Origin of the sequence: Microbacterium sp. AG157 (genome assembly GCF_003385695.1) — a bacterium.
GTDB lineage: Bacteria > Actinomycetota > Actinomycetes > Actinomycetales > Microbacteriaceae > Microbacterium > Microbacterium testaceum.
Genome location: NZ_QRDK01000001.1, coordinates 1030295 through 1052325 on the forward strand (window position 1 = coordinate 1030295; position 22031 = coordinate 1052325).

General features: G+C 70.5%; 18 protein-coding genes and 1 pseudogene. 7 read left to right on the forward strand and 12 right to left on the reverse strand.

Annotation, left to right across the window (positions count from 1 at the left end; genetic code table 11):
* The first annotated feature begins 36 nt into the window (after positions 1–36).
* Positions 37–2172, forward strand: a complete 2136-nt coding sequence (locus DEU35_RS04930) for an intein-containing Rv2578c family radical SAM protein (protein WP_180993389.1) — start codon at positions 37–39, stop codon at positions 2170–2172.
* Between the two features lie 72 nt (positions 2173–2244).
* On the opposite strand, the gene DEU35_RS04935 is transcribed toward DEU35_RS04930, so the two are convergent.
* Positions 2245–4377: a DEAD/DEAH box helicase gene (locus DEU35_RS04935; protein WP_116238749.1), complete on the reverse strand. Its 2133-nt coding sequence runs from the start codon at positions 4375–4377 to the stop codon at positions 2245–2247.
* Positions 4378–4778: 401 nt separating this feature from the next.
* Between DEU35_RS04935 and DEU35_RS04940 the strand changes: the two genes are divergently transcribed.
* The 3 genes and pseudogenes from DEU35_RS04940 to DEU35_RS17390 all read left to right on the forward strand — a co-directional run.
* Positions 4779–5411: an antibiotic biosynthesis monooxygenase gene (locus DEU35_RS04940; RefSeq protein ID WP_056225826.1), complete on the forward strand. Its 633-nt coding sequence runs from the start codon at positions 4779–4781 to the stop codon at positions 5409–5411.
* On the forward strand, positions 5408–6313 hold the full coding sequence (locus DEU35_RS04945) for an aldose 1-epimerase family protein (RefSeq protein WP_103206911.1): 906 nt from the start codon (positions 5408–5410) through the stop codon (positions 6311–6313). The genes DEU35_RS04940 and DEU35_RS04945 overlap by 4 nt, the downstream gene beginning before the upstream one ends.
* Before the next feature lie 241 nt (positions 6314–6554).
* Positions 6555–7178, forward strand: a pseudogene (locus tag DEU35_RS17390) (DUF998 domain-containing protein); the annotation flags it as partial.
* 319 nt (positions 7179–7497) lie between these two features.
* Here the strand turns inward: DEU35_RS17390 and DEU35_RS04950 are convergent.
* The 6 genes from DEU35_RS04950 to DEU35_RS04975 all read right to left on the reverse strand — a co-directional run bounded on the left by DEU35_RS04950 (position 7498) and on the right by DEU35_RS04975 (position 14200).
* Positions 7498–10659, reverse strand: a complete 3162-nt coding sequence (locus DEU35_RS04950; protein ID WP_116238750.1) for an efflux RND transporter permease subunit — start codon at positions 10657–10659, stop codon at positions 7498–7500.
* A gap of 95 nt (positions 10660–10754) precedes the next feature.
* Positions 10755–11117, reverse strand: a complete 363-nt coding sequence (gene crcB / locus DEU35_RS04955; RefSeq protein ID WP_103206913.1) for a fluoride efflux transporter CrcB — start codon at positions 11115–11117, stop codon at positions 10755–10757.
* A 35-nt stretch (positions 11118–11152) separates the two neighbouring features.
* Positions 11153–11377 carry a hypothetical protein gene (locus DEU35_RS04960; protein ID WP_103206914.1) on the reverse strand — a complete coding sequence of 75 codons (225 nt, stop codon included), beginning with the start codon at positions 11375–11377 and terminating at the stop codon, positions 11153–11155.
* 61 nt (positions 11378–11438) lie between these two features.
* Positions 11439–12335 carry an alpha/beta hydrolase fold domain-containing protein gene (locus tag DEU35_RS04965; RefSeq protein ID WP_116238751.1) on the reverse strand — a complete coding sequence of 299 codons (897 nt, stop codon included), beginning with the start codon at positions 12333–12335 and terminating at the stop codon, positions 11439–11441.
* A 3-nt stretch (positions 12336–12338) separates the two neighbouring features.
* Positions 12339–12782, reverse strand: coding sequence for a hypothetical protein (locus DEU35_RS04970; protein WP_115916050.1), 444 nt, complete (start codon positions 12780–12782; stop codon positions 12339–12341).
* The gene (locus tag DEU35_RS04975) at positions 12779–14200 is read right to left on the reverse strand and encodes an FAD-dependent oxidoreductase (RefSeq protein WP_116238752.1); all 1422 of its coding nucleotides are present in this window, start codon (positions 14198–14200) and stop codon (positions 12779–12781) included. The genes DEU35_RS04970 and DEU35_RS04975 overlap by 4 nt, the downstream gene beginning before the upstream one ends.
* Positions 14201–14256: 56 nt before the next feature.
* Here DEU35_RS04975 and DEU35_RS04980 point away from each other — a divergent pair, with 56 nt between their 5' ends.
* The 3 genes from DEU35_RS04980 (at position 14257) to DEU35_RS04990 (ending at position 17380) form a co-directional block, all read left to right on the forward strand.
* On the forward strand, positions 14257–14892 hold the full coding sequence (locus tag DEU35_RS04980; protein WP_218026333.1) for a TetR/AcrR family transcriptional regulator: 636 nt from the start codon (positions 14257–14259) through the stop codon (positions 14890–14892).
* Positions 14893–15035: 143 nt separating this feature from the next.
* Positions 15036–16106, forward strand: a complete 1071-nt coding sequence (locus DEU35_RS04985; protein WP_116238753.1) for an alpha/beta hydrolase — start codon at positions 15036–15038, stop codon at positions 16104–16106.
* Positions 16058–17380, forward strand: a complete 1323-nt coding sequence (locus tag DEU35_RS04990) for an MFS transporter (protein ID WP_258873328.1) — start codon at positions 16058–16060, stop codon at positions 17378–17380. Before DEU35_RS04985 ends, DEU35_RS04990 begins: the two co-directional genes overlap by 49 nt.
* A gap of 45 nt (positions 17381–17425) precedes the next feature.
* Here DEU35_RS04990 and DEU35_RS04995 read toward each other — a convergent pair whose 3' ends face one another.
* The 5 genes from DEU35_RS04995 to DEU35_RS05015 form a co-directional block, all read right to left on the reverse strand.
* Positions 17426–18892, reverse strand: a complete 1467-nt coding sequence (locus tag DEU35_RS04995; RefSeq protein ID WP_103206920.1) for an aldehyde dehydrogenase family protein — start codon at positions 18890–18892, stop codon at positions 17426–17428.
* A gap of 1 nt (position 18893) precedes the next feature.
* Entirely contained in the window at positions 18894–19514 is a 621-nt protein-coding gene (locus tag DEU35_RS05000) for a class II aldolase/adducin family protein (protein WP_116238914.1), read from the reverse strand.
* Between the two features lie 23 nt (positions 19515–19537).
* Entirely contained in the window at positions 19538–20467 is a 930-nt protein-coding gene (locus DEU35_RS05005) for a carbohydrate kinase family protein (RefSeq protein ID WP_116238754.1), read from the reverse strand.
* Between the two features lie 90 nt (positions 20468–20557).
* A complete protein-coding gene (locus tag DEU35_RS05010) occupies positions 20558–20923 on the reverse strand; it encodes a CrcB family protein (protein WP_074696312.1) in 366 nt (121 codons plus the stop codon).
* A gap of 47 nt (positions 20924–20970) precedes the next feature.
* Entirely contained in the window at positions 20971–22026 is a 1056-nt protein-coding gene (locus DEU35_RS05015; protein ID WP_116238755.1) for a hypothetical protein, read from the reverse strand.
* Positions 22027–22031 lie beyond the last annotated feature (5 nt).

Genomic DNA, 22031 nt, shown 5'->3' on the forward strand with positions numbered 1-22031 from the left:
GTTGCCATTTCCTAGAACATGTGTTCGACTATTCTCATGAGATGGCAGGGGCAGCAGCTGGGCGTCGACGACACAGCCGCGCTCCCGGGCATGGAACGAATGGACGGCCTCGTCCGCTCGGTGACGACCCCGGAGTTCGCCGGGATGACGTTCCACGAGGTGCTCTGCAAAAGCGCACTGAATCGCGTCCCTGGCGCCTCGGCCATGCCGTTCGACTGGACCGTGAATCCCTACCGAGGCTGCAGTCACGCGTGCTCGTACTGCCTCTCCCCGGACACCCTCATCTTGAAAGCGGACGGCCGACAGGTCCCCCTGTCGGATATCCGCGTCGGAGACGAGGTCATCGGCACCGAGCGGGGATCGCGATACCGCCATTACGTGCGAACAACCGTTCGCGCGAAGTGGACCACTCGCAAACGCCTCCATCGCGTCACCCTCGCGGATGGTACCGAGATCGAGGGCAGCGCAGACCACCGGTTCCTGACGGAGCGCGGCTGGAAGCACGTCACCGATTCCCCCGTCGCGGGCCGACAGCGCCCTCATCTCACCGTGTCGAACCGTCTGCAGGGTTTCGGAACGGGTGCCCACACCTCCGTGGAGGCGTCGGGTCCGGACTGGCGCCAAGGGTATCTGACCGGCATGGTGCGCGGTGACGCGATGATCTTTCACAAGACCTACGACGACGGGAATCGAGCCCGCGAGATCCACCGATTCCGCCTCGCCCTGGCCGATCGGGAGGCGCTCGATCTCGCAAAGGAGCTTCTCGAGCAGATCGGCATCGTCACGATGGTCCGCCCCTTCTCCGTGCCCGCGCATCGCCGACCCATGACGGCTCTTCACACGGCAAAAATGCACGATGTCGCGCGTCTCGAGGACTACATCGCGATACCGCGCTTGCGAAGCCGGGAGTGGATGGCGGGCTTCCTCGGGGGCATCTTCGACGCGGAGGGCTCGTGTTCGCGCGGGATCGTGCGAATAAGCAACGCGAACGAGGAACTTCTCTCGCTGACCGAAGAGGCTTTCGCCGCATTCCGCTTCGACGCTGTTCGCGAACCCGCTCGCCCGAACGGTGTGTCGAGTATCCGCCTTCGCGGAGGGCTCACCTCGAGACAGCGATTCTTCGATACCGCCCGACCGTCCATCACGCGCAAACTCGATGTCTGCGGGACAGCGGTCAAGACCAGCGCGGACCTGAGAGTCGTGAACGTCGAGGACATCGGCTACGACATCGACATGATCGACATTACGACGGACACCGAGGACTTCGTCGCGAACGGCGTCATCAGCCACAACTGCTTCGCTCGAAAAACTCACGAGTACCTCGACCTGGATTACGGGGCCGACTTCGACTCGCAGATCGTGGTGAAGGTGAACGTGGCCGACGTGCTACGCACCGAGTTGCGCCGGGGGTCGTGGGCGCGGGAACCCGTGATGCTCGGGACGAACACCGATCCCTATCAGCGTGCGGAGGGTCGGTACCGCCTCATGCCGGACATTGTCGGGGCCCTCACCGACAACGGCACACCTTTCTCGATCCTCACCAAGGGCACGCTGCTTCGACGGGACCTCCCTCTCCTCGCCGAGGCCTCGCAGCAGGTTAAGGTCACGCTGGCGATGTCGATCGCCGTCTTCGACGACGCCCTCCAGCACTCGATCGAACCGGGCACTCCCAGTGCCGAAGCCCGGCTCGAAACCGTGCGCGCGGCGACCGCCGCGGGATTCCGGGTGACGGTGTTCCTCATGCCGATCATGCCGCACCTCACCGACTCGGTCTCCGCTCTCGACGACGCTCTGGCGCGCATTCGCGAGGCCGGTGCGGCGCGTGTCGTATACGGGGCACTACACCTGCGCCCCGGCGCGAAGCAGTGGTTCTTCGAGTGGCTCGAACGCGAGCACCCGAACCTCATGTCGTCGTACCGCGGGCTCTACCCGGGAGTCTCCACCTCGGCGCCGAAGGCCTATCGCACGTGGCTCGGCAAGCGCATGCGACCGCTGCTGCGCATGCACCGCCTCGACGGGTGGGACGAAGACGATCACCCGCGCGGCCGCCCGCAGCCGGGGTTGGCCGCCCGCACACCGCCTGTCAGCAGCCTCGGACCCGTTCACCGCACCGGGGTCCCGGCATCCGGTCGCCCCCGCGTCGCGCCTGCGAGCGAGCCGACCCTGTTCTGACCTGCCGATTCTCGCCGCGGGAAACGCGCAAAGCCCCCGTCGCGGAGGCGACGAGGGCTTTGCGTGAGGGATCTACGCGTCGACGTTCGACAGCTGACGGCCCGACAGCTCCTCGAGCACGTCGTCGCCGAGCGCGGTCTCTTCGAAGGGGGCCTGGATCTCGGCGCGATCGAGCAGCTCGGTCATACGACGGCGGCGCTGGCGCGTGATCAGGGTGACCACGGTGCCCGCACGACCCGCGCGACCGGTGCGACCCGAGCGATGCAGGTACGTCTTGTACTCGTCGGGGGCGTCGGCCTGGATGACCAGGTCGATGTCGTCGACGTGGATGCCGCGGGCGGCGACGTCGGTGGCGACGAGCACGTTGACGCGACCCGAGGTGAGCTTCTCGAGGTTGCGCGTGCGCTTCTGCTGATTCAGGTCGCCGTGCAGCGCCACGGCGGCGATGCCGGCGTCGTCGAACTGCTCGGCGAGCATCTCGGCGTACGCGCGAGTGCGGGCGAAGACGAGCGTCTTGCCCTCGCGATCGACGAGCGAGTCGAGGATCTGCGCCTTGTCACGGTGCTCGATGACGAGGACACGGTGCTCGATGGTGCTCGAGTCCTGGTCCTCACCGGCGACCTCGTAGACGGCCGGCTCGACGAGGAACTCGTCGACGAGGGCCGCGACCTCGCGGTCGAGCGTGGCCGAGAAGAGAAGCTTCTGGCTGTCTTTTCTGGTCGCGCGGAGGATGCGCTGCACGGGCTCGAGGAAGCCGAGCTCGCACATGTGGTCGGCCTCGTCGAGGACGGCGACCTGCACCTGCGAGAGGTCGAGCTTGCCCTGATTCAGCAGATCTTCGATGCGGCCGGGGGTGCCGATGACGATATCGACGCCCTTCTTGAGCGCACCGACCTGGCGCGCCTGGGGCACGCCGCCGTAGATCTGGGTGGTGAACAGGCCGACGCTGCGCGCGAGCACCTGCACGGTGCGATCGATCTGCAGCGCGAGCTCGCGCGTCGGGGCCAGGATGATCGCCTTCGGAGCGCGAGCGAACTCGCGACGCTGGCCCGCCTGCGAGCGCAGGATGCTCTCGACGAGCGGCGCACCGAAGGCGATGGTCTTACCCGAGCCGGTGCGGCCGCGGGCGAGGACGTCGCGTCCCTCGAGGATCGGAGCGACCGTGGCCGCCTGGATCGGGAAGGGGCTCGCGGCACCGAGACCGGCGAGGGCGCGGACGAGGTTGTCGCCCAGACCGAGCTCGGCGAAACCGGCGCCGGTCACGGTCGCGGCATCCACGGCCTCGGCCTGCAGGCGCTCGTGCACCACGTCGACGCGCTGCTCGTGCTCGGCCGAGCGCTGCGGAGTGTTGTTCCAATCGCTGCGGCTCGAGCCGTCGTTGCGGCGCGGGCGGTCATCGAAGGAGCGCGCCGGACGGTCGCTGCGGTCGAACGAACGGGTGGGACGGTCACTGCGGTCGAAGGAGCGCGCCGGACGCTCACCGGCATCACGACGGGGACGCTCGTCACGATCGAACGAACGCGCCGGACGGTCACTGCGGTCGAACGAACGAACCGGACGGTCACCGGCATCACGACGCGGACGCTCGTCACGATCGAACGAACGCGCCGGACGATCGGTGCGGTCGAACGAACGCGCGGGACGGTCACTACGGTCGAACGAACGAACCGGACGCTCACCGGCATCACGACGCGGACGCTCGTCACGATCGAACGAACGCGCCGGACGATCGGTGCGGTCGAACGAACGCGCAGGACGCTCACCGGCGTCACGACGGGGACGCTCATCACGATCGAACGAACGAACCGGACGATCGTTCCGATCGAACGAACGCGCCGGACGCTCACCGGCATCACGACGCGGACGCTCGTCACGATCGAACGAACGAACCGGACGATCGTTCCGATCGAACGAACGCGCGGGGCGGTCGTCGAACGAACGTGCGGGACGATCGTCGCGCGCCGAGGTGCGGATGTCGCGGGCCTGGGAACGGCCAGCACGGTCGGAGGCGTTCCAGCGACCCTTGCTGGGGGTGGTCTCCGTCTCGGGCCGGTAGCCGCGGTGGCTCGGGCTCTTGCTCCCGGGCTTCGCGGGTGCCTCGGCGCCGGGGCGGCGCTTGCGGTCCTGGAACGAGGTCTGAGCGCCGTAACGGGGCTCGAAGTTCTTGGCGGCGCGGCCGCCGGCGGGCTTCTTGTTCTTGGGCATGGGAAAACTTCCTGGGTTCTGTTTGCGCGAAACAGCGGCGCCGCTCGTGGCGGTGCGATACCCGGACTTCCGTCGGCCGGGGGCCATTCACTAGAGATGGTCGAGGCCGCGATCGCGTCCTGTCCATCGGCCCCTTGGACTCACAAACCCATCCGCGCATCATGCACGGTGTCCAGAGCCGACCGCACAACGCTACACGTCACGCCTGGGAATGGCATCCATGCCCCTCCGATGACCCGTGTCCCACTTATGGCGCTTTCGCGGCGCATCAGACAGCCATACCTGGGACATCACCCCGCCGAAAGTGGGACGAGGTTCGTCGAGAGAGGGACAGAGGCGGTCGAGAGCGGGACGGGTTCCACGGAGAAGGACCCAGGGTCGCCGTGACGGAAGATGGACGCATGGCAGATACCGACGCCCACCCCATCACGGTGGCGATCGAGCGGCGCATCGACCCGACGCGCACCGCCGAGGCGACCTCCTGGATGCAGGCCGGCACCGATCTCGCGACCGCGTTCCCGGGCTTCCTCGGTTCGGGGTGGGTGCGCGCGGGAGAAGACAGCGACCTCTGGTACATGCTGTACCGCTTCCGCGACATCACGACCCTCGAGGAGTGGGAGAGTTCCACACAGCGCCAGTGGTGGCTCGACTCGGGCCGCCCCTTCGCACGCGAAGAGCGCAGTGAGCGACGCACCGGCATCGAGGGCTGGTTCGACGCCCCGCACGGCTCGATCCTCGAGGCGGCGACGGTGACGGAGGCCGGCACCCAACCGATCCAACAGCCGGTGCCGGCGGCTCCGCCGCGGTGGAAGCAGGCCGTGACGATCTGGGTCGGGTTCTTCCCGACGAACCTGGCGGCATCGTGGCTGCTGGGCTTCGTTCCCGGGTTCGCCGAGATCCCCCTCGTGCTGCGCGTGCTCGCCACCACCCTCATGCTCACCCCCGTCATGACCTACGCGGTCCTCCCGTGGGTCACCCGCATGCTGCAGCCCTGGCTGCAGCGCCCGCGCCGATCGCGAAAGGCCACGTCATGACCGCCGACCCCACCGGATCCCGCTTCCACCTCCGCGGCGAACACTCCTCCGCCGAGATCGCCCAGGTGGGTGCCGCGCTTCGCGCGCTGACGGTCGACGGCGTCGACCTCGTGCCGCGCTACCCCGACGACCTGCCCACGCCCGCGGCATCCGGAGTCGTCCTCGTCCCGTGGCCGAACCGCATCCGCGACGGCAAGTACTCCTTCGACGGCGAAGACCTGCAGCTCGCGCTCAGCGAGCCGAAGTTCGGCAACGCCAGCCACGGACTGCTGCGATTCGGGACCTACCAGGCCCTCGAGCACAGTGACGAGCAGCTCGTGCTCGGTGCCGACGTTGTGCCGCAGACCGGCTACCCCTTCCACCTGCGCACGCGGGTCGTGTATGCCCTCCGCGCCGACGGTCTGCACGTGACCCACACCGTTGAGAACGTCGGGGCGAAGGCCGCCCCCGTCGCCCTGGGCGTGCACCCCTACCTCCAGATCGGCGGCGTGCCGACGGAGGATCTGGTGGTGCGATCGACCGGCACGACCACACTCGTCCTCGACGACCGCAACATCCCCGTCGACGAGGTGCCCGTCGACGCCGCCACCGACCTGCGCGAGGGTCGCCGTCTCGGCGATGCCTCACTCGACAACGGCTACCGCGGATTGGAGCGGGATGCCGACGGCCGGGCGCACCACACCCTCACCGCTCCCGACGGTCGGCGCGTGCAGCTGTGGCAGGACGACGGGTTCCGCTGGGCACAGGTGTTCACGACCGACCGCTACCCCGGGCAGTCCCTCGCGGTGGCGATCGAGCCGATGACGGCTCCGGCGAACGCTTTCGCGACCGGAACGGACCTGGAGCGACTCGAACCGGGCGCGAAAATGACCAGGGAATGGGGCATTTCCTACCGCGCGTGAGGCGGCCTTGTCCCCCAAATGGGGGACAAGAAATTGGCCATATGACCTGGGAATTTCCCAGACAAGCCCTTTCCTGAAAAGGCGGCGCGAACGATACCATGTGCCCTGACGGTTTCCGTCAAGGCCGGGGGAGGCAAAAGACCAAGCTTTCTCCTGGCTCATTGCCCGAATGAGCCGACGGGGGCCGAGGGTCCCGCGGTGTGGGGGGATCCTCGTTCCGTCCTGAGGAAAGATCCCCCACATGAGCACCGTGCTCCGCTCCGCTGTCCCCTTTTCGCTCCCGGTGCCGCGCCTGGGCACCCTCGCGCGCCGCCTCGACGCGATCCCGACGTTGCACGTCGGCGGGGCGGCCCTGATCGTCCTGGTCAGCGGACTGCTGCTGTCGATCGCAACGACGAGCGACCCGCTGTGGTGGCAGCTGCACTTCAGCCAGCTGGGGATCTTCGGCGATCTGTCGAGCGCATTCTTCAACACGACCCTCAAAGTCAGCGGAATGATCGTCGTCGTCTTCGCCTTCCGTGTCCGGCGGGATGTGCGACGTGTGGGTCGCGGCCCCGTCCGTCGCGGCGCCGCGACAGTGGCTTTCATCTGCCTGAATGTCGTGGGCGTCAATCTCGCTCTCGTGGGCTGCATTCCCCTGAACACCGACAAAGACCTGCACGACAAGGTCGCGGGCTCGATGGTCCTGGGGTTCCTCGCCCTGCTGCTGAGCGCGCCGTTCCTCTTCCATCGCCTCGGCAAGCGGATGGCGATCGGCACGGGGATCGCGACAGTCTGGCTGATCGTCTCGATCACGCTGTTCGTCTCGGCGACCATCAACCTGGCGCTGTTCGAGACCATCTCGTGCGCGGCGATGTTCGCCTGGTCGGGCATGTTCACCCAGATCCTCGCGTCGGCGGCGACGGCCGCCACGTCGAAGCCGACATCACAGACTCCCGTCGCGGCGCACCACGCCTCCCGTCGACGCCGTCGCCTTCCGCTCGCCCGGCCGACGGCCACCCGTCGGCCCGTCCGCTCGGCGGCGCAGCACGCCCCGCGCGTCGCACCCGGTCATTCCGTCGAGGGCTCGTCGCTCCGCCCCGATGGCGCATCGACGCTCACCCCGACCGGTGACCGCCGACACCTCGGGATGAGCATCGCGAGAGGGACGGGACGCCGGGTGTCGGCATCCCGCCCGTTCCGCGTCAGTGCTTCTCGCGCAGCTCTCGGCGACTCAGCGGGTGCCCCTCCTCGGCCGTCGACTCGACGTGCTCTGCCGCTCGCACCGCCCGCCGCTCGCGGCGCCGCTCGCTCGCTCCCTCGATGAGGTTGTAGAGCGTCGGCAGCACGAGGAGCGTCAGCAGGGTCGACGACACGAGTCCGCCGATCACGACGACCGCGAGCGGCTGCGAGATGAAGCCGCCGTGGCCGGTGATTCCGAGCGCCATCGGCACGAGCGCGAAGATCGCCGCGAGAGCCGTCATGAGGATCGGTCGGAGCCGTCGCGCGCCGCCGACCACCGTGGCCTCGAAAACGCTCAGGCCACGGGCTCGGTACTGGTTCACGAGGTCGATGAGCACGATCGCGTTGGTCACGACGATGCCGACGAGCATCAGGGCGCCGATCATGCCGGCGACGCCGAGCGGCACGCCCGTGATGAGCAGCATGACGATCGCTCCCGTGGCCGCGAACGGCACCGACACCAGCAGCTCGAGCGGCTGGCGCAGCGACTTGAAGGTCGCCACCATCACGACATAGACGATGAGGATCGCCGCGAGCAGGGCGAGGCCGAGCTGGCTGAACGCATCTGCCTGGTCGGTGACCGAACCGCCCACCTTGGCGGTGGCCCCCTGGGGCAGGGCCGTGTCGGCGAGGGCCGCGCTGACGGTCGAGGAGGAACGGCCGAGGTCGTCGGTCGTGGGGGTCACGGTGATCGTGGCCGTCCGCAATCCCCGTGAGGTCGAGATCGACGGCGGAGTCTGGCTCTGCTCGACCGTGGCGATCTCGTCGAGGCGCACGGTACCGCGGGCGCTCGGGATCTCGAGGGCGCGCAGATCGTCGATCGTCTTCGGCGGGTTGGCCGTGGCGACGTAGACGGTCACGCCGCGCCCGTCGATCTCGACGGTGCCCGCCTGCCGCGGCTGCTGCGTTGCGGAGACGAGGGCGCCCACCGCACGCTCCGACAGCCCGCGCTCCGAGGCGGCGTCGCGGTCGACGCGCACGGAGATGAAGGGAAGGGATGCCGAGAGGCTGCTGGTGACCTGGCCGATGCCGTCTCTCCCCTGGAGCCCCGCCACCACGGCGTCGCTCGCCTGCTGCAGCGACTGCCCGTCGGCGGCGGTGACGTCGATGGTGATGCCGGCCGAGCCGAGCCCCCCGCCCGAGGCTGCGACCTGGATGTCGCCCGCATCGGGCAGCGCCTCCAGCGCGGTGCGCACGCGGTCGCGGAGCTCGACCTGGTCGACGCCCGATTCCGAGGTGATCGAGTAGGTGATGCCCGATCCTCCGCCCGAGAACGCGTCGCGCAGCGCGGAACCGCTCGACCCGATCGACGTCTGCACGGTCTGGACGCCGTCGGTGGCGAGCAGGGCGGCTTCGACCTTCTGCGCCGCCGCGTCCTCGGCATCCAGGCTCGGGGCGGAGCCGATCTTCTGCGTCACCGTGAAGGTGTTCTGGCCGGAGTCGCCGAGGAAGTCGGTCTTGAGCAGGGGGACGGACGCGAGCGTTCCGCCGAGCACGAGCACGGCCAGGGTGAGGGTGACCCACGAGTGCTTCAGCGTCCAACGCAGGACCGGGACGTAGGCCTTCTGGAGGCGCGAGGGCGGCGCGGTCGGCGACTCGGGGTCGATCGGATTGCCCTCGGCATCGCGGATGACCTTCCCGGGCTTCAGGAACCACGACGCCAGCACGGGCACGATCGTGAGCGACACGAGCAGCGAGGCCGCCATGGCGATCGTCACGGTCAGCGAGAACGGTCGGAAGAGCTCTCCCGTCACGTCCCCGACGAACGCGATCGGGAGGAACACCGCGACGGAGGTGATGGTGGATGCCGTGATGGCGGCCGCCACCTCGCGCACGGCGCGCACGATCGTGGGGATCTTGTCGGCGTCACCGACGTAATGGCGCTTGATGTTCTCGATCACCACGATCGAGTCGTCGACGACGCGGCCGATCGCGATCGTGAGCGCGCCGAGGGTCAGGATGTTCAGCGAGTACCCGAAGGCCTGGAGCCCCACGAAGGTGATGAGGACGCTGGTGGGGATCGAGATCGCCGTCACGAGCGTCGAGCGCACCGACATGAGGAAGACGAGGATCACCACGACCGCGAAGACCAGACCGAGGAGCCCCTCCTGCGCGAGGGCCTCGATCGACTGCTGCACGAACGGCGCCTGGTCGAAGACGACGGTGAATTTCGCGCCCTGACCGAGCTGCGATTCGAGCCCCGGCAGCGCCGCGAGCACCCCGCGCGAGACGTCGACGGTGTTGGCCGCGGGGAGCTTGGTGACGGCGATGGTCAGGGCCGGCTGCCCGTCGACACGCGACAGCGTGGTCACGGGGTCGGGCTCGAGGGCGACCGTGGCGACATCGCTGATCTTCGTCTGCCCCGCCTGGAACTGAGCGGCGTCGGTGGGCACGAGCGGCAGCGCGGAGATCTCGTCGACGCTGGTCAGCTTCGACCCGGTCTGCACGGTCAACGTCTGACCGCCCTCGGTGAGCGAACCGCCGGGGAAGAGCACGCCGTTGGCGTCGAGGGCGTCGGTGATCGCCTGCTGACTGAAGCCGCGCTCGGCGAGCTTGGCGGTGTCGGGGGTGATCGTCACGCGCTGGGCGGTGCCGCCCACGATCTGTGCGCCGTTGACCCCCGCGACGTCCTCGAGGTCGGGGACCACGCTCGTCTGGAGGATCGACTGCGTCGCCTCGGCGTCGGTGAATCCCGTGACGGCGAGCTGGATGACGGGGAAGTCGTCGATGCTGGCCGAGGCGACGGTGGTGTCGGCGGAGTCGGGCAGCTGGTCTTTGATGCGCGCGATCGCGGCGAGGATCTTCTGTTGCGCCCCCGCGAGGTCGGTGCCGTAGGTGAACTTGGCCGAGACGATCGAGGAGTTCGTCGTGCTCGTCGCGGTGGTGGATTCGAGCCCCTCCACGCCGCGGATCGCGTTCTCGATGGGCGTCGACACGTCGGTCTCGACGACTTCGGGCGAGGCGCCCGGGTAGGTCGTGACGACGGCGAGCTGCGGGAACTCGATCGAGGGGATGAGCTCCTGCTTGAGGCTGGTGAGCGCGAGCCCGCCGAAGATCGCCGCGACGATCGTGACGAGGGCGATGAGGGCGCGGTTCTTCAGGCTCAGGACGGCCAGGTACGACACGGGGGGGACCCTCCGGGTAAGTCCGATACAGGAATGTATCGAAGCTCAGTATCCCATGCGCGCCCACCCCTCGGACCGCCCGGCGGGCGGCTGCCTCAGAGCGCCGATCCGAGCGACAGACCCAGTGCCGCCGCGACGACGGACCCGACGAACGACACCACCGCGTACGACACCGCCGCGCGGGAGCGCCCCTCTTCGGCGAGCAGCGCCGTGGTCACGGCCACCGCGCTGAAGGTCGTGTATCCGCCGAGCAGGCCCGTCCCGAGGATCCACCGCCATGACTCGTCGGCGGGAAGGGGGGTCAGGATGCCGAGCACGAGTGCCCCGGTGAGATTCACGACCAGGATGCCCCAGGGGAACTGCTCCCCCGTGCGGCGCCGCACAGCCACATCGAGCAGATAGCGCAGCGCCGCCCCCACGCCGCCGGCGAGGGCCACGGCGAGGAAGATGAGCGGCATCACGCCGCCAATCTACCCCTCGCCGTGCGGGCCCCTCACGCCTCGAGCGCCTCGACGCGACGACGCAGTTCGGATGCCTTCTCGGCGCCGATCTGCGCTTCGGCGAGCTTGAGCGCGGCGCTCGCGGTGAGCGTGCGGGCCACGAGGTAGGTGGGGCTCGCTGTGAGGTCGGGGATGACGTCGAGGATGATGCCCTCGGCATCGGGGTCGGTCATGAGCTTGCCGAGCTTGATCTTTGCCAGGTCGTAGCGAGCGGTCATCGGTCCTCCTTGAACGGGGCGCACCGTCGCGCCCTCGGCAGATTGTTGCACATGTGTCCCGTTATGTCATCGATCGCTCGGGATCGAGCGAGAAAGCCCCCACGAGCGCGTAGGCCGCGCGCGCCTCGGGCGTCCAGAACGCCCCGACGTAGACGTGGAACCCCGCCCGAGCGGTCACCAGACGCACCGACGCCCGCTCGGCGCGCGCCCGTCGAGCGAAGGCGACGGCGTCGTCGAAGAAGATGTCGCGACCCCCCTGGAACACGAGGGTCGGCGGCAGCCCGGCAAGCTCCATCCGCGCGGGATTGAGCTCCGGGTCGTCGAGCCCCCGATCGCCCACCCACGCCTGCGCGCCCGCTCGAAGGCCGGGAACGCGTAGCGAGGGATCCCGCGGCACCCGACGCGCGATCCCCGGGTCGGTGAGAGCGAGATCGAGCCACGGCGAGAACAGCACGAGCGCGTCCGGTCGACGCGCGGCGCGCAGGGCGAGCCCCACCGCCACGGCCCCTCCGGCCGAGTCGCCCGCCACGAGGAGGCGGGAGGTCCCCGCCCGTGCGGCAAGACGTTCGTACTGCGCGTCGATCACGGCGAGGGTGTCGTCGGCCCGATGCTCGGGCGCCAGGGGGTAGCAGACCACCGTGATCGCCGCCCCGGTCGCCCGCGCGAGACGCTCGACGATCCACCAGTGCTCGGCGACGAGGGGATTCACCAGTCCCCCACCGGGCAGGTACATCAGCTCGAGGCCCGCGGTGCGCGCCGCCGGCTCGTAGCGGGAGACGGGCAGCCCGCCCTCACGCGAGACGACGACACGGCCCGAGCGTCGCAGGCGCTCCGGCGGATCGGCCGGACGGCGGCCCGGGTCGAGCGTCTCGAGATAGTCGTCACGAGCCAGCGCGAGGCGGATCGGCCGAGCGCTCACCCACATCGCCGCGGTCGTGAGCGTCATCGACAGCGACACCGGCTACTCCCCGCGCGCGTCGGCGGCCATGTCGGCGAGCGCGTTCGTCGTCACCAAGCGGACGACGGCCGGCAGACCCGCGGCGATCTTGCGCCCCACGAGGGGGCCGAACACCAGCGAGAGAGGACCGGAGATCTCGACGGCGTGCGTCACCGACAGCCCGTTCGGCGTCTGGCGCATGCGGTGCGGGAACGACAGCACCGCCCCCGGCAACCCGATGCGGAAGTTCATCACGGCCCCCGGCTGCAGCTCGGTGAAGGTGAAGCGCTGCGCGGGGGTTCCGTGGTTGACCACGCGGCCGGAGTCGCCGACGCGCGGGGGCACGGGGAAGGTGGCCTCGCGCAGGTCGGGATCGTCGACGGCCCAGTCCTCGGGGGTGGTCCACCTCTTCCACACCGCGTCGGCGGTGGCGGTGGTGAGGTGCGTGTACTCGCGGCGCCAGGTCATCGGGCGACTCCCGTCTGTTCGTGGGCGGTCGAGGAGGAGGTCAGGATGCCGCGGGCCTGGAGCGCCGCACGCTCACCGGCGCGGACGGCGCCGTCCATGAATCCCGTCCAGCGATCGGCGGTCTCGGTACCGGCCCAGAGGATCGACCCGACGGGGGTGGCCAGGGCACCGGCATAGGGCACGACCACTCCCGGCCCCGGGGCAGCGGTGGGGCCACCGCCGACCCAGGGCTCGGCGCCCCAGCGCTGGTCGATGTAGCCGATGGCATTTAGCGCCCGGGGGCCGAACAGGTCGGCGAAGGACGACAGCGCCCGCGCTGTGCGCTCGGCGGGTGCCAGCTCGTCCCACTCACGGGCGTAGACCCCGCCGATGAAGCCGAGGAGCACGCCGGGGGCGTCGGCGCGAGCGGGACCGGCGTCGAACGTGATGAAGACCGGGCCGGTGTCAGAGAGCCCCTGCCCCGACAGGTCGTGGTCGCGCCAGAACGGCCGCTCGTACACGGCGTAGGCCTTCGACAGCACCCCGGCCGGCCAGCGCTGGGCCATCTGGGCGTGAGAGGGGGGAAGGGCCGGCGCGAAGTCGATCCTGCCGCGCAGCGCCGGTGGCACCGCGACGACGACGGCGCGGGCGGTCACCGTCGCGTCGGCCGTCGACACACGCACCCCCGCGGCGGCGGTCTCGATGCGCCGCACCGGAGCGCTCACCCGCAGAGCCGGCCCGAGCGCGTCGGCGAGACGCACGGCGATCGCGTGCGAGCCCTCGACGAAGTGCTCCTCCTGCGCGCCGCCCTCGGTGTCGAGCATCGACGACAGTCCACCCGCCTGGTGGATGTAGTGCAGAGCGTGCAGGAACGAGATCTCGTCGGGCTCGCACCCCCACGTCGTCCGGCCGGCGATCGCGATGAGCTCTCGCGCCGCGGGAGAGGCGTGCGAGCGGCGCAGCCACGAGCCGAGGCTCTCGGCATCCAGGTTCGCGGCCTGCGGGGCGGCGGCGGGGTTCCCCCGGGGGACGGTGCGCGCCAGGCGGTCGAGAGTGAGTTGGATCCGCCCCACGTCGAGCAGGCTCGCGCCGACCGGGGGCACCGTGCCGCGATAGCGCCGGTGCTCGCCGCGCCACCGAAGGACGTTGCGACCCGCGGCGTGGGTCCGATAGCGCGAGACGCCCACTTCGTCGGCGAGAGCCAGGATGCGATCCTGACCGGGGCCGACGAACGTGCCGCCGAGGTCGACGTGCACCCCCGCCACCTCTGCCGACGACACGCGTCCGCCCACGCGGGGCGCCGCTTCGAACACCGCCACCGTCGCGCCGAACTGGCGAAGCCGGTGAGCGGCAGTCAGGCCCGAGAGACCTGCGCCGACCACGACCACGTCGACGTCGGGGGCCGGGACCCGGTCCGCAGAGGGCGGGGAGGCGGTCATAGGCTTACTCCGTTCCGAAGGCGACACCGACCACCCCGGTCGGCGAGGAGGACAGCGTGAGCGAGACGACGAGCCGGCCGATGCGGGCGCGCGGTCGCGCGCGTCGCGAGCTGCTGCTGGACGCCACGATCGCGATCATCGCCGAGGGGGGCATCGCGGCCGTCACGCACAGGTCGGTGGCCGCCGCGGCGGGGGTGCCGCACTCGTCGACGACGTACTTCTTCGACTCGCTCGACGACATGATCGGCGAGGCCGTGGCGCACGCGATGGCGGCCGAGCTCGAGCGGCTCGAGCAGTTCCGATCCGTCCTCGTCTCGGGCGCGAACAGCCCCGGTGCGGCGATCGACGAGTTCGTCGAGATCGTGCGCAGCCAATCGCAGGACCACACGGTCGCGCAGTTCGAGATCTACCTCTTCGCCTCGCGTCATCCGGCCCTGCGTGTTCACGTCGAGAAGATCCTCGACGAGACGCGGGCGCTCGCGGCGGCCGTGCTGCAGACGAACGGCGTGACCGATCCGCACGCCGCCGCTGCGGTCGTCGCCCTGATCGACGGTTTCGCCCTGCATCGCATCGCCCGTTCCGAGGAGGTCCAGTTTCAGTCGCTGGCGCACGCCCTGCGTGCCGCCATCGTGGGGTTCGTGACCCTCGCCGCGACCTCTTCGCTGGGCGAGGGGGATCACTCCCCCGCTTAGTTGGCACAAACGTACAGGTTTCTTGCGCCCGTCGCCTCCTCGTGGAGTTGAATTCACATCTTTGTCACACAAAACGGTACGCGTGTGCAATAAAGTGACCCGATAGTCGATCCCATTGCCGTGATCGACAGAAGGGTTCCGCGATGCTCCGTCCCCGTCCCCAGGACCACCTGCTCCGCTGGGGCGCGCGCGCCCTCGGGTCGCTTCCGCCCGCGGCCCTCCGCGCGGTGAACGGCCGCCCCGTCGTGATCGACGGCAACACCCTGCACCCCGCCGTGCAGACGTCTCTGCGCGTGATGAATGACGCGCCCGGCGCGCACTTCGAGCGGCTCCCCCTCGACGAGGCCCGCGCGCACATCGAGATCGAGGCGTGGACGTTCGCCGGGACGACGAAACTCGCGCAGAGGGACGACATCGAGATCCCCACGCGCGCCGGGCGGGTTCCGGGACGCGTGTACCGCGCGGACCTCGACCGTGCGGCATCCGGGATCATCGTCTCCTTCCACGGCGGCGGCTGGGTACTCGGATCGGTCGACAGCGCGGATGCCATGTGCCGCACCCTCGCGAAGACCTCGGGCATGACGGTGGTGTCGGTCGGCTACCGGCTGGCCCCCGAAGCGCCGTTCCCGGCGGGGCTCCACGACAGCGTCGACGCCTTCCGGTGGGTCCGCGACAACGCCTCGCGGTTCGGCGCGACCGCTGACGCGGTCGGTGTCGGCGGCGAGAGCGCGGGCGGCAACCTCTCGGCGGTCGTGGCGTCGGTCACGCGCGACGATGCCGAGGGCGCACCGGCGTTCCAGATCCTGTTCTGTCCCGTCACCGACCTCTCGCGCAAGCACCGCTCGTACGAGCTGTTCGCCGACGGCTTCTTCCTCACGGAGGCGCAGATGGACTGGTACGCCGCGCACTACCTGAGCGGCGGCGGAAGCGCCGATGATCCGCTGGTATCGCCCCTGCGGGCCGAGGACCTCTCGGGCCTGGCCCCGGCGTACGTCGCGGTGTCGGGTTTCGACGTGCTCCGCGACGAGGGCGTCGCCTACGCCGAGCGTCTCGAGGCCGCCGGCGTCGCCACGCACCTCGTGACCCACACCGGCCAGATCCACGGGTTTTTCAACGCCTGCGGAGCGCTGCGCGACGCGCGCGACGCCGTGGCGGATGCCGGCCGGTGGGCCGTGACGACGCTCGCGGCGACGCGGACGGGCGGCATCCGGTGACCGCTGACGCGACGCCCGCCACCCTCACCGCCTACGCCGAACCCACCCGCCCCGTTCGTGCGGGCTGGATCGCGGCCTTCGCCGGAGTGTGGCTCGGACTGTGGATGGCGCAGCTCGTCCCGGTGCAGGTGCTGCTGCCCCTGCAGATCGCCGCGCAGCACGCCTCGGACGACTGGCTCGTCTCGCTCGTCACCTACGGCCTGGTCAGCGCCGTGGCGGGGACGTTCGTGGTCATCGCCTACCCGATCGTCGGTGCGCTGAGCGACCGGACCCGGTCTCGGTTCGGACGCCGTCGCCCCTGGATCTTCGGCGGTGTCGTGCTCGCGGCCGTCGGTCTCGCGCTGCTCGGCGTCCAGACCGAGTCGCTCGGCACGGTGACGATGTGGACCGCGGTGATGATGGGCTTCTGCATGGCCTCCGCCGCCCTCACCGCCGTCATGGCCGACCGCGTGCCCGCGGGGCAGCGGGGGCTCGTGTCGGGCTGGATCTCGGCACCGAACGCGATCGGCATCCTGCTGGGGATCGTGCTGGTCACCGCGGTGTTCACCACGACGGCTTCGGGCTACCTCGCGCTGGCCGTGTGCTGCGTAGGCCTGGCCGTGCCGTTCCTGCTCGTTCTGCGCGACGTTCCGCTGACGACGTCCGAGGCGGCGCTGCTGGGTCCGCTCACCGTCCGCACGATCCTCTCGTCGATCTGGGTCGACCCCCGGCGTCACCCCGACTTCGCGTGGACCGTCGCGAGCCGTGTGCTCATCAACCTCGGCAACGCGATCGCCACGACGATGCTGCTGTACTTCTTCACCTTCGCGCTGAGGGTGGCCGACCCGACCGGCTTCCTCGTCTTCACGACGGTGATCTACATGGTCGTGACGATCGTGGCATCCGTCGCCCTCGGCAAACTCAGCGACGTGGTTCAGCGCCGTCGCGTGTTCGTCCTCGCCTCGGGGGTCGCCCAAGCCGTCTCGGCCCTGCTGCTCGCCATCGCCCCGGCCGAGTCGACCGCGGTGATCGGCGCCGTGCTGCTCGGGCTCGGTCAGGGCTGTTTCTTCGCCGTCGACCAGGCCCTCGCCACGCAGGTGCTGCCCTCGGCCGAGACGCGCGGCAAGGACGTCGGGATCATGAACATCGCCCTCGCCGGCCCGCAGGCGTTCGGTCCCCTGCTCGGGGCCGGTGCCGTGGTGCTGTTCGGCGGGTTCTCGGGGCTGTTCCTCGCGAGCGGGCTGGCAGGCCTGCTCGGCTCGGTCATCATCATGCGGGTGCGGTCGGTGCGGTGATCGTCGACGGATGCCGGGAGCCCGCGGCATCCGCGCCGTTCCGGCTCAGCCGTAGAGCAGCCGGATGATGCGCTCGACGAGACGGTCGACCTTCGCGGTGCGCCGCATCGTGGTCAACGTCAGCAGCGGGAAGCGCTGACGGGTCAGCGCCTTCGGGTACGCGAACTCACGCAGGCCGTCCGCCCCGTGGATGCGTCCGAACCCGGAATCGCCCACCCCGCCGAAGGGGAGGGCGGGGACCGCGGCGAACGAGATGACCGAGTTGATCGCGATCATGCCTCCGCGCAGGCGCAGGGCGAGCTCGCTCCCCCGCCTCCGAGAGAACACCGAGCCCGACAGTCCGTACCGCACGGCGTTGGCCTTCTCGACGGCCTCGTCCATGGATGCCACGCGGTTGACGACCAGGGTCGGGCCGAAGGTCTCTTCGCGCACGGCGTCCGCCTCCTCGTCGACGTCGGTGAGGAGGACGGGTTGCAGGGTGACCCCGGGCGCCGGGGTCGATCCGACGCGCGCCGTCGCGCCCCGCGCGAGCGCGTCGGCGACGTGCGCCCGGACCACGTCGGCCTGGCGCGGCATGGTGAGCGGACCGAGCGTCGCGGCGTCGTCGGCGCCGGCGCGGAGCTCGCGCGTGCGCTCGGCGACGGCCTCGACGAAGCGGTCGTAGATCTTCGCGTGCGCGTAGACGCGCTCGATGCCGATGCAGGTCTGACCCGCGTTCGAGTACGCGCCCCAGACGGCCGCCTCGGCCGCGGCCGCGAGATCGGCGTCCTCGTCGACGAGGAGGGCGTCTTTGCCGCCCGCCTCGATCACGACCGGGGTGAGGCTCTCGGCGCACGCGGCCATGACGGCCTTGCCCGTCGCGGTCGATCCGGTGAAGGCCACCTTGTCGACACCCGCGCGACAGAGGGCGGCGCCGGTGGGCCCGAGACCGGTCACCACGGCGAAGACATCGGCCGACCCGCCCGCGCGCACGAAGGAGCGCTGCAGCCACACGCCCACGCCGGGGGTGTACTCGCTGGGCTTGAACACCACGGCGTTGCCCGCGGCGAGCGCGTACGCGATCGAGCCCATGGGCGTGAAGACCGGGTAGTTCCACGGGCCGATGACCCCGACCACGCCGTACGGGGTGTAGCCGACGCTCGCCGACTGGTTGAGCATCAGCACGCCCGCGCCCACGCGACGCCGACGCAGGACCGGGCGCGCGTGGGTCGCCGCCCAGGCCAGGTGGTCGAGGGCGAGCATGATCTCGAGCCGGGCGTCGCCACGGGGCTTGCCGGTCTCGGCGCGCACCACGGCGATGAGGTCGTCGAGGTGCGCCACGATGTCGCGCCGCCAGGCCTGCAGCGCGCGCCGCCGCCCCTCGAAACCGAGGGACCGCCACTCGCGCGCCGCGCGCCGCGCGCGGTCCACCGCCGACACCACCTCGGCGGGGCCCCGCACCGGGAAGGTGTCGACGACGCGCCCATCGAGAGGGCTCAGCGAGTCGAAGGTGTCGGTGGTCACGGCATCCATGTCACGCTCCGTGCTTCTGTCCGTACCCGGTCGAGACCGCGGCGGTGAGCACCGCGGCCTGCTGCTCGGGGCTGAGTTCGGCGGGCACCGCCACCGCTCGCGCGCGCAGGTAGATGTCGCACGCCCACTCGAGCAGGGCGGTGTTCGTCACCGCGTCGGCGAGGTCTCGGCCCGTGGTGACGGCGCCGTGGTGGGCGAGAATCGCGGCATTGGCTGCGGCGAGGGCGCCGCCCGTGGCCGCGGCGAGCTCGGCCGAGCCGAAGACCGAGAAGGGCACCACCTCGATCTCGCCGCCGAGGACGAGCTGTTGGTAGTGCACGCAGGGCAGTCGGTCAGAGACGAGTGAGAGGGCGATCGCCGCGGGGGCGTGCGTGTGCACGACGGCCCCGACGGCCTCGTCGGCGTAGGCCGCGCGGTGCAGGTCGAGCTCGGAGCTCGGGGCGAGCGCCCCCTCGACGACCCTCTTGTCGTCGTCGACGATCACGACGTCGTCGGCGACCGCTTCGGCGAAGACCACTCCGGTCGCCGTGATCGCGATGCCCCCGTCCACGCGCACGCTGACGTTGCCCGCGGTCCCCTTGACCAGGCCCTGCGCGGCGAGAGAACGGCAGGCGTCCGCCACGGCTTCTCGCACACCGCTCGCGATCACAGCACTCCCGCCGAGAGCAGAGCATCGATGGATGCCGCGTCGTACGCGCCGTGATCGGTACCCACGCCGGCGACGACCTGTGCGGCGGTGGCCGATCCGAAGCGCGCGGCGTCGCGCGAGGACCACCCGCGGAGTTTGGCGAAGACGAAGCCGGCCGAGAAGGCGTCTCCGCCGCCGCTGGTGTCGACCGGTTCCGCGGGCACGATGGGGACGAACTCGAGGTCGCCGCCGTCGACCACCACGATGTCGTCGCCGCCGTTGGTGCACGCGACGACCGCTGCTCCCGCCGCGTGCAGGGCGCGGGCGGCGGCGGGCAGGTCGTCGGCGCCGGTCCAGCCCATGGCCTGCTCGGCGTTGGGGAGCACGTAGTCGGTGTGCGCGAGCAGGGGCTCGATGAGCGCGTAGAACGCGGGGTCGCCGCCGATGAGGAAGTCGAGCGACGTCGTCGCTCCGTGCCGACGGGCGTACTCCAGGATCTCGATGACGTTCTCGGGACCGAGCAGCTCGGGCGCTCCGACGTGGACGTGGTCGGCGGCGGCGAGCGCGTCCCAGGGCACGACGTCGGCGGCGAGCGCGTTGGCCCCGACCACGTGGAGCGCCGGTCGCGACCCGTCGGAGCGGATGGGGAGGACGGATGCCGAGGTCGGCAGTTCGTCGGTGCGCAGGTTCGACACGTCGATGCCGGCGTCGCCGAGCAGGCCGACCAGCACGCGTCCGGCGACGTCGTCGCCCACGGCCCCGCTCGTGACCACGCGCGCGCCGAGCTTGTTGAGCACGAGCGCGGTGCCGCCGGCGGGTCCCGCTGCGGACATCACGATCTCGTCGACGAGGAGCGAGCCCTGCCCCTCGGGGATCTCATCGACGGGCTGGACGATCGTGTCGAGCACGTGGGCTCCGAGCGTGACGATCGAGGGGGCGGCGTTCATCGTCGAACCTCCGGGTCGGGTGACCGGCGCGGCGAACCCACGACGGTAAGTGGCACATTTGTACCATTTTCTCGCCGGGTTCGACAAGCGTCAGCGCGAAGCCCGTCCGCCACGGCCGAGCAGCACGCCGCCCCAGGCCGCCGCCGTCCCGACGACGACCGTCGCCACCCCCCACCAGAGCAGGCCGAGGTCGGCCGACTCGACGGCGAGCGAGCTGTAGGTGGTGAACCCGCCCAGGATGCCGGTCCCGATGAACAGCTGCACGCGCTGCGCACGCGAGGATTCCGGCATCCGTGCTCTCCAGCCGTACAGGATGCCGATCGCGAACGCCCCGACGACGTTGATCAGCGGCACGAGGGCCGGGCCCAGGTCTTCGCCGAGCGCCAGGGTGAGACCGGCGCGTACGGCCGTACCGATCGCGCCGCCGACGGCGACGAGGCCCACATCCCGCCACATGCTCACCGCGCCACCTTACGCCCGCGGCCCGACGCACCTCAGCGGCGTCATCCGATGTCGGCCCACCGCCGCGGCGTCTTGGCCTCGAGCCACGCCACGAGGTCGGGGAAGTCGTCGTACACGCTCATCGCCTCGAACAATCGGCGACCCCGCGCGTCCGCGCCCCGAAGCCGACCGCCCGACAGCAGCGAGAGTTCCGCGATCTCGGATGCCGCAACCACCCGCGACCGGCGGAGTCCCGGGCGGACGACCAGGTGATCGTCGAAGCCGACGATGCGCGCGCGCCCGGCGGACAGCGCCCAGAGGAAGATGATCGCGCCGAGAACACCGAGGGTGCCCAGCCACACGGTCACCCCGACAGCGGCGAGCGGACCGCCCTCGATGATCTCCCCGATCGCGAGGACGACGGCGCCCGCCAGGAAGACGAGACCGGTGCCGCGCGCGATCAGATGCTGCGAGGGGGCGCGCTCGACGACGAAGAGAGGTCGAGGCACGCCGTCGCCCGTGGGGGGATCGCTGAGGGCGGGGAGCGGATGAGGAGCGGGGGCCGGCCGGTTCTCGGCCCGCCGACGGACGAGCAGATACCCCACCACGGCGAGCACGCCCACGACGCCCACGCCCGCGAGCCACGCCATGTTGAGCAGGAGGGCTGCGGGGATGGCCATCAGCGAGTACGTGAAGACGGCCAGCACCGCCGTCTCCCGCTGGCGGCGCTTCTTCCACGTCGCGCGCCAGTCGACCCGTGCGTTCCGTTTCGACATCGCCCGGGCTGCCGCGAGCAGCTGCGGGTCCTCGGCCGCGCGAGCGACCTCCTCGTCGGACCATTCGTGGCGTTGCCACCCGCGCGGCTCCGCCGTTTCCTGCATCGCCGCCCGGAGCAGGTTGCGGAACGCGTCGTCCTGCCGGAGCCCTCGCCGCAGCACTGAGGACGAGGCCGCGGTCGGTCGGAACAGCTCCTGCGCGCCGGGAACCAGCTCGTACAGGTCACGGGCCTCCGGAGTCAGCAGGGCGTAGAGGCGCGTGGGGGATGCGTCCGGGTCACCGACACCGGCCCTCCGGCGAGACCGGCGGGACGCGTCCGAGGGCGAGAGGTCGTCCGTCACGTGTC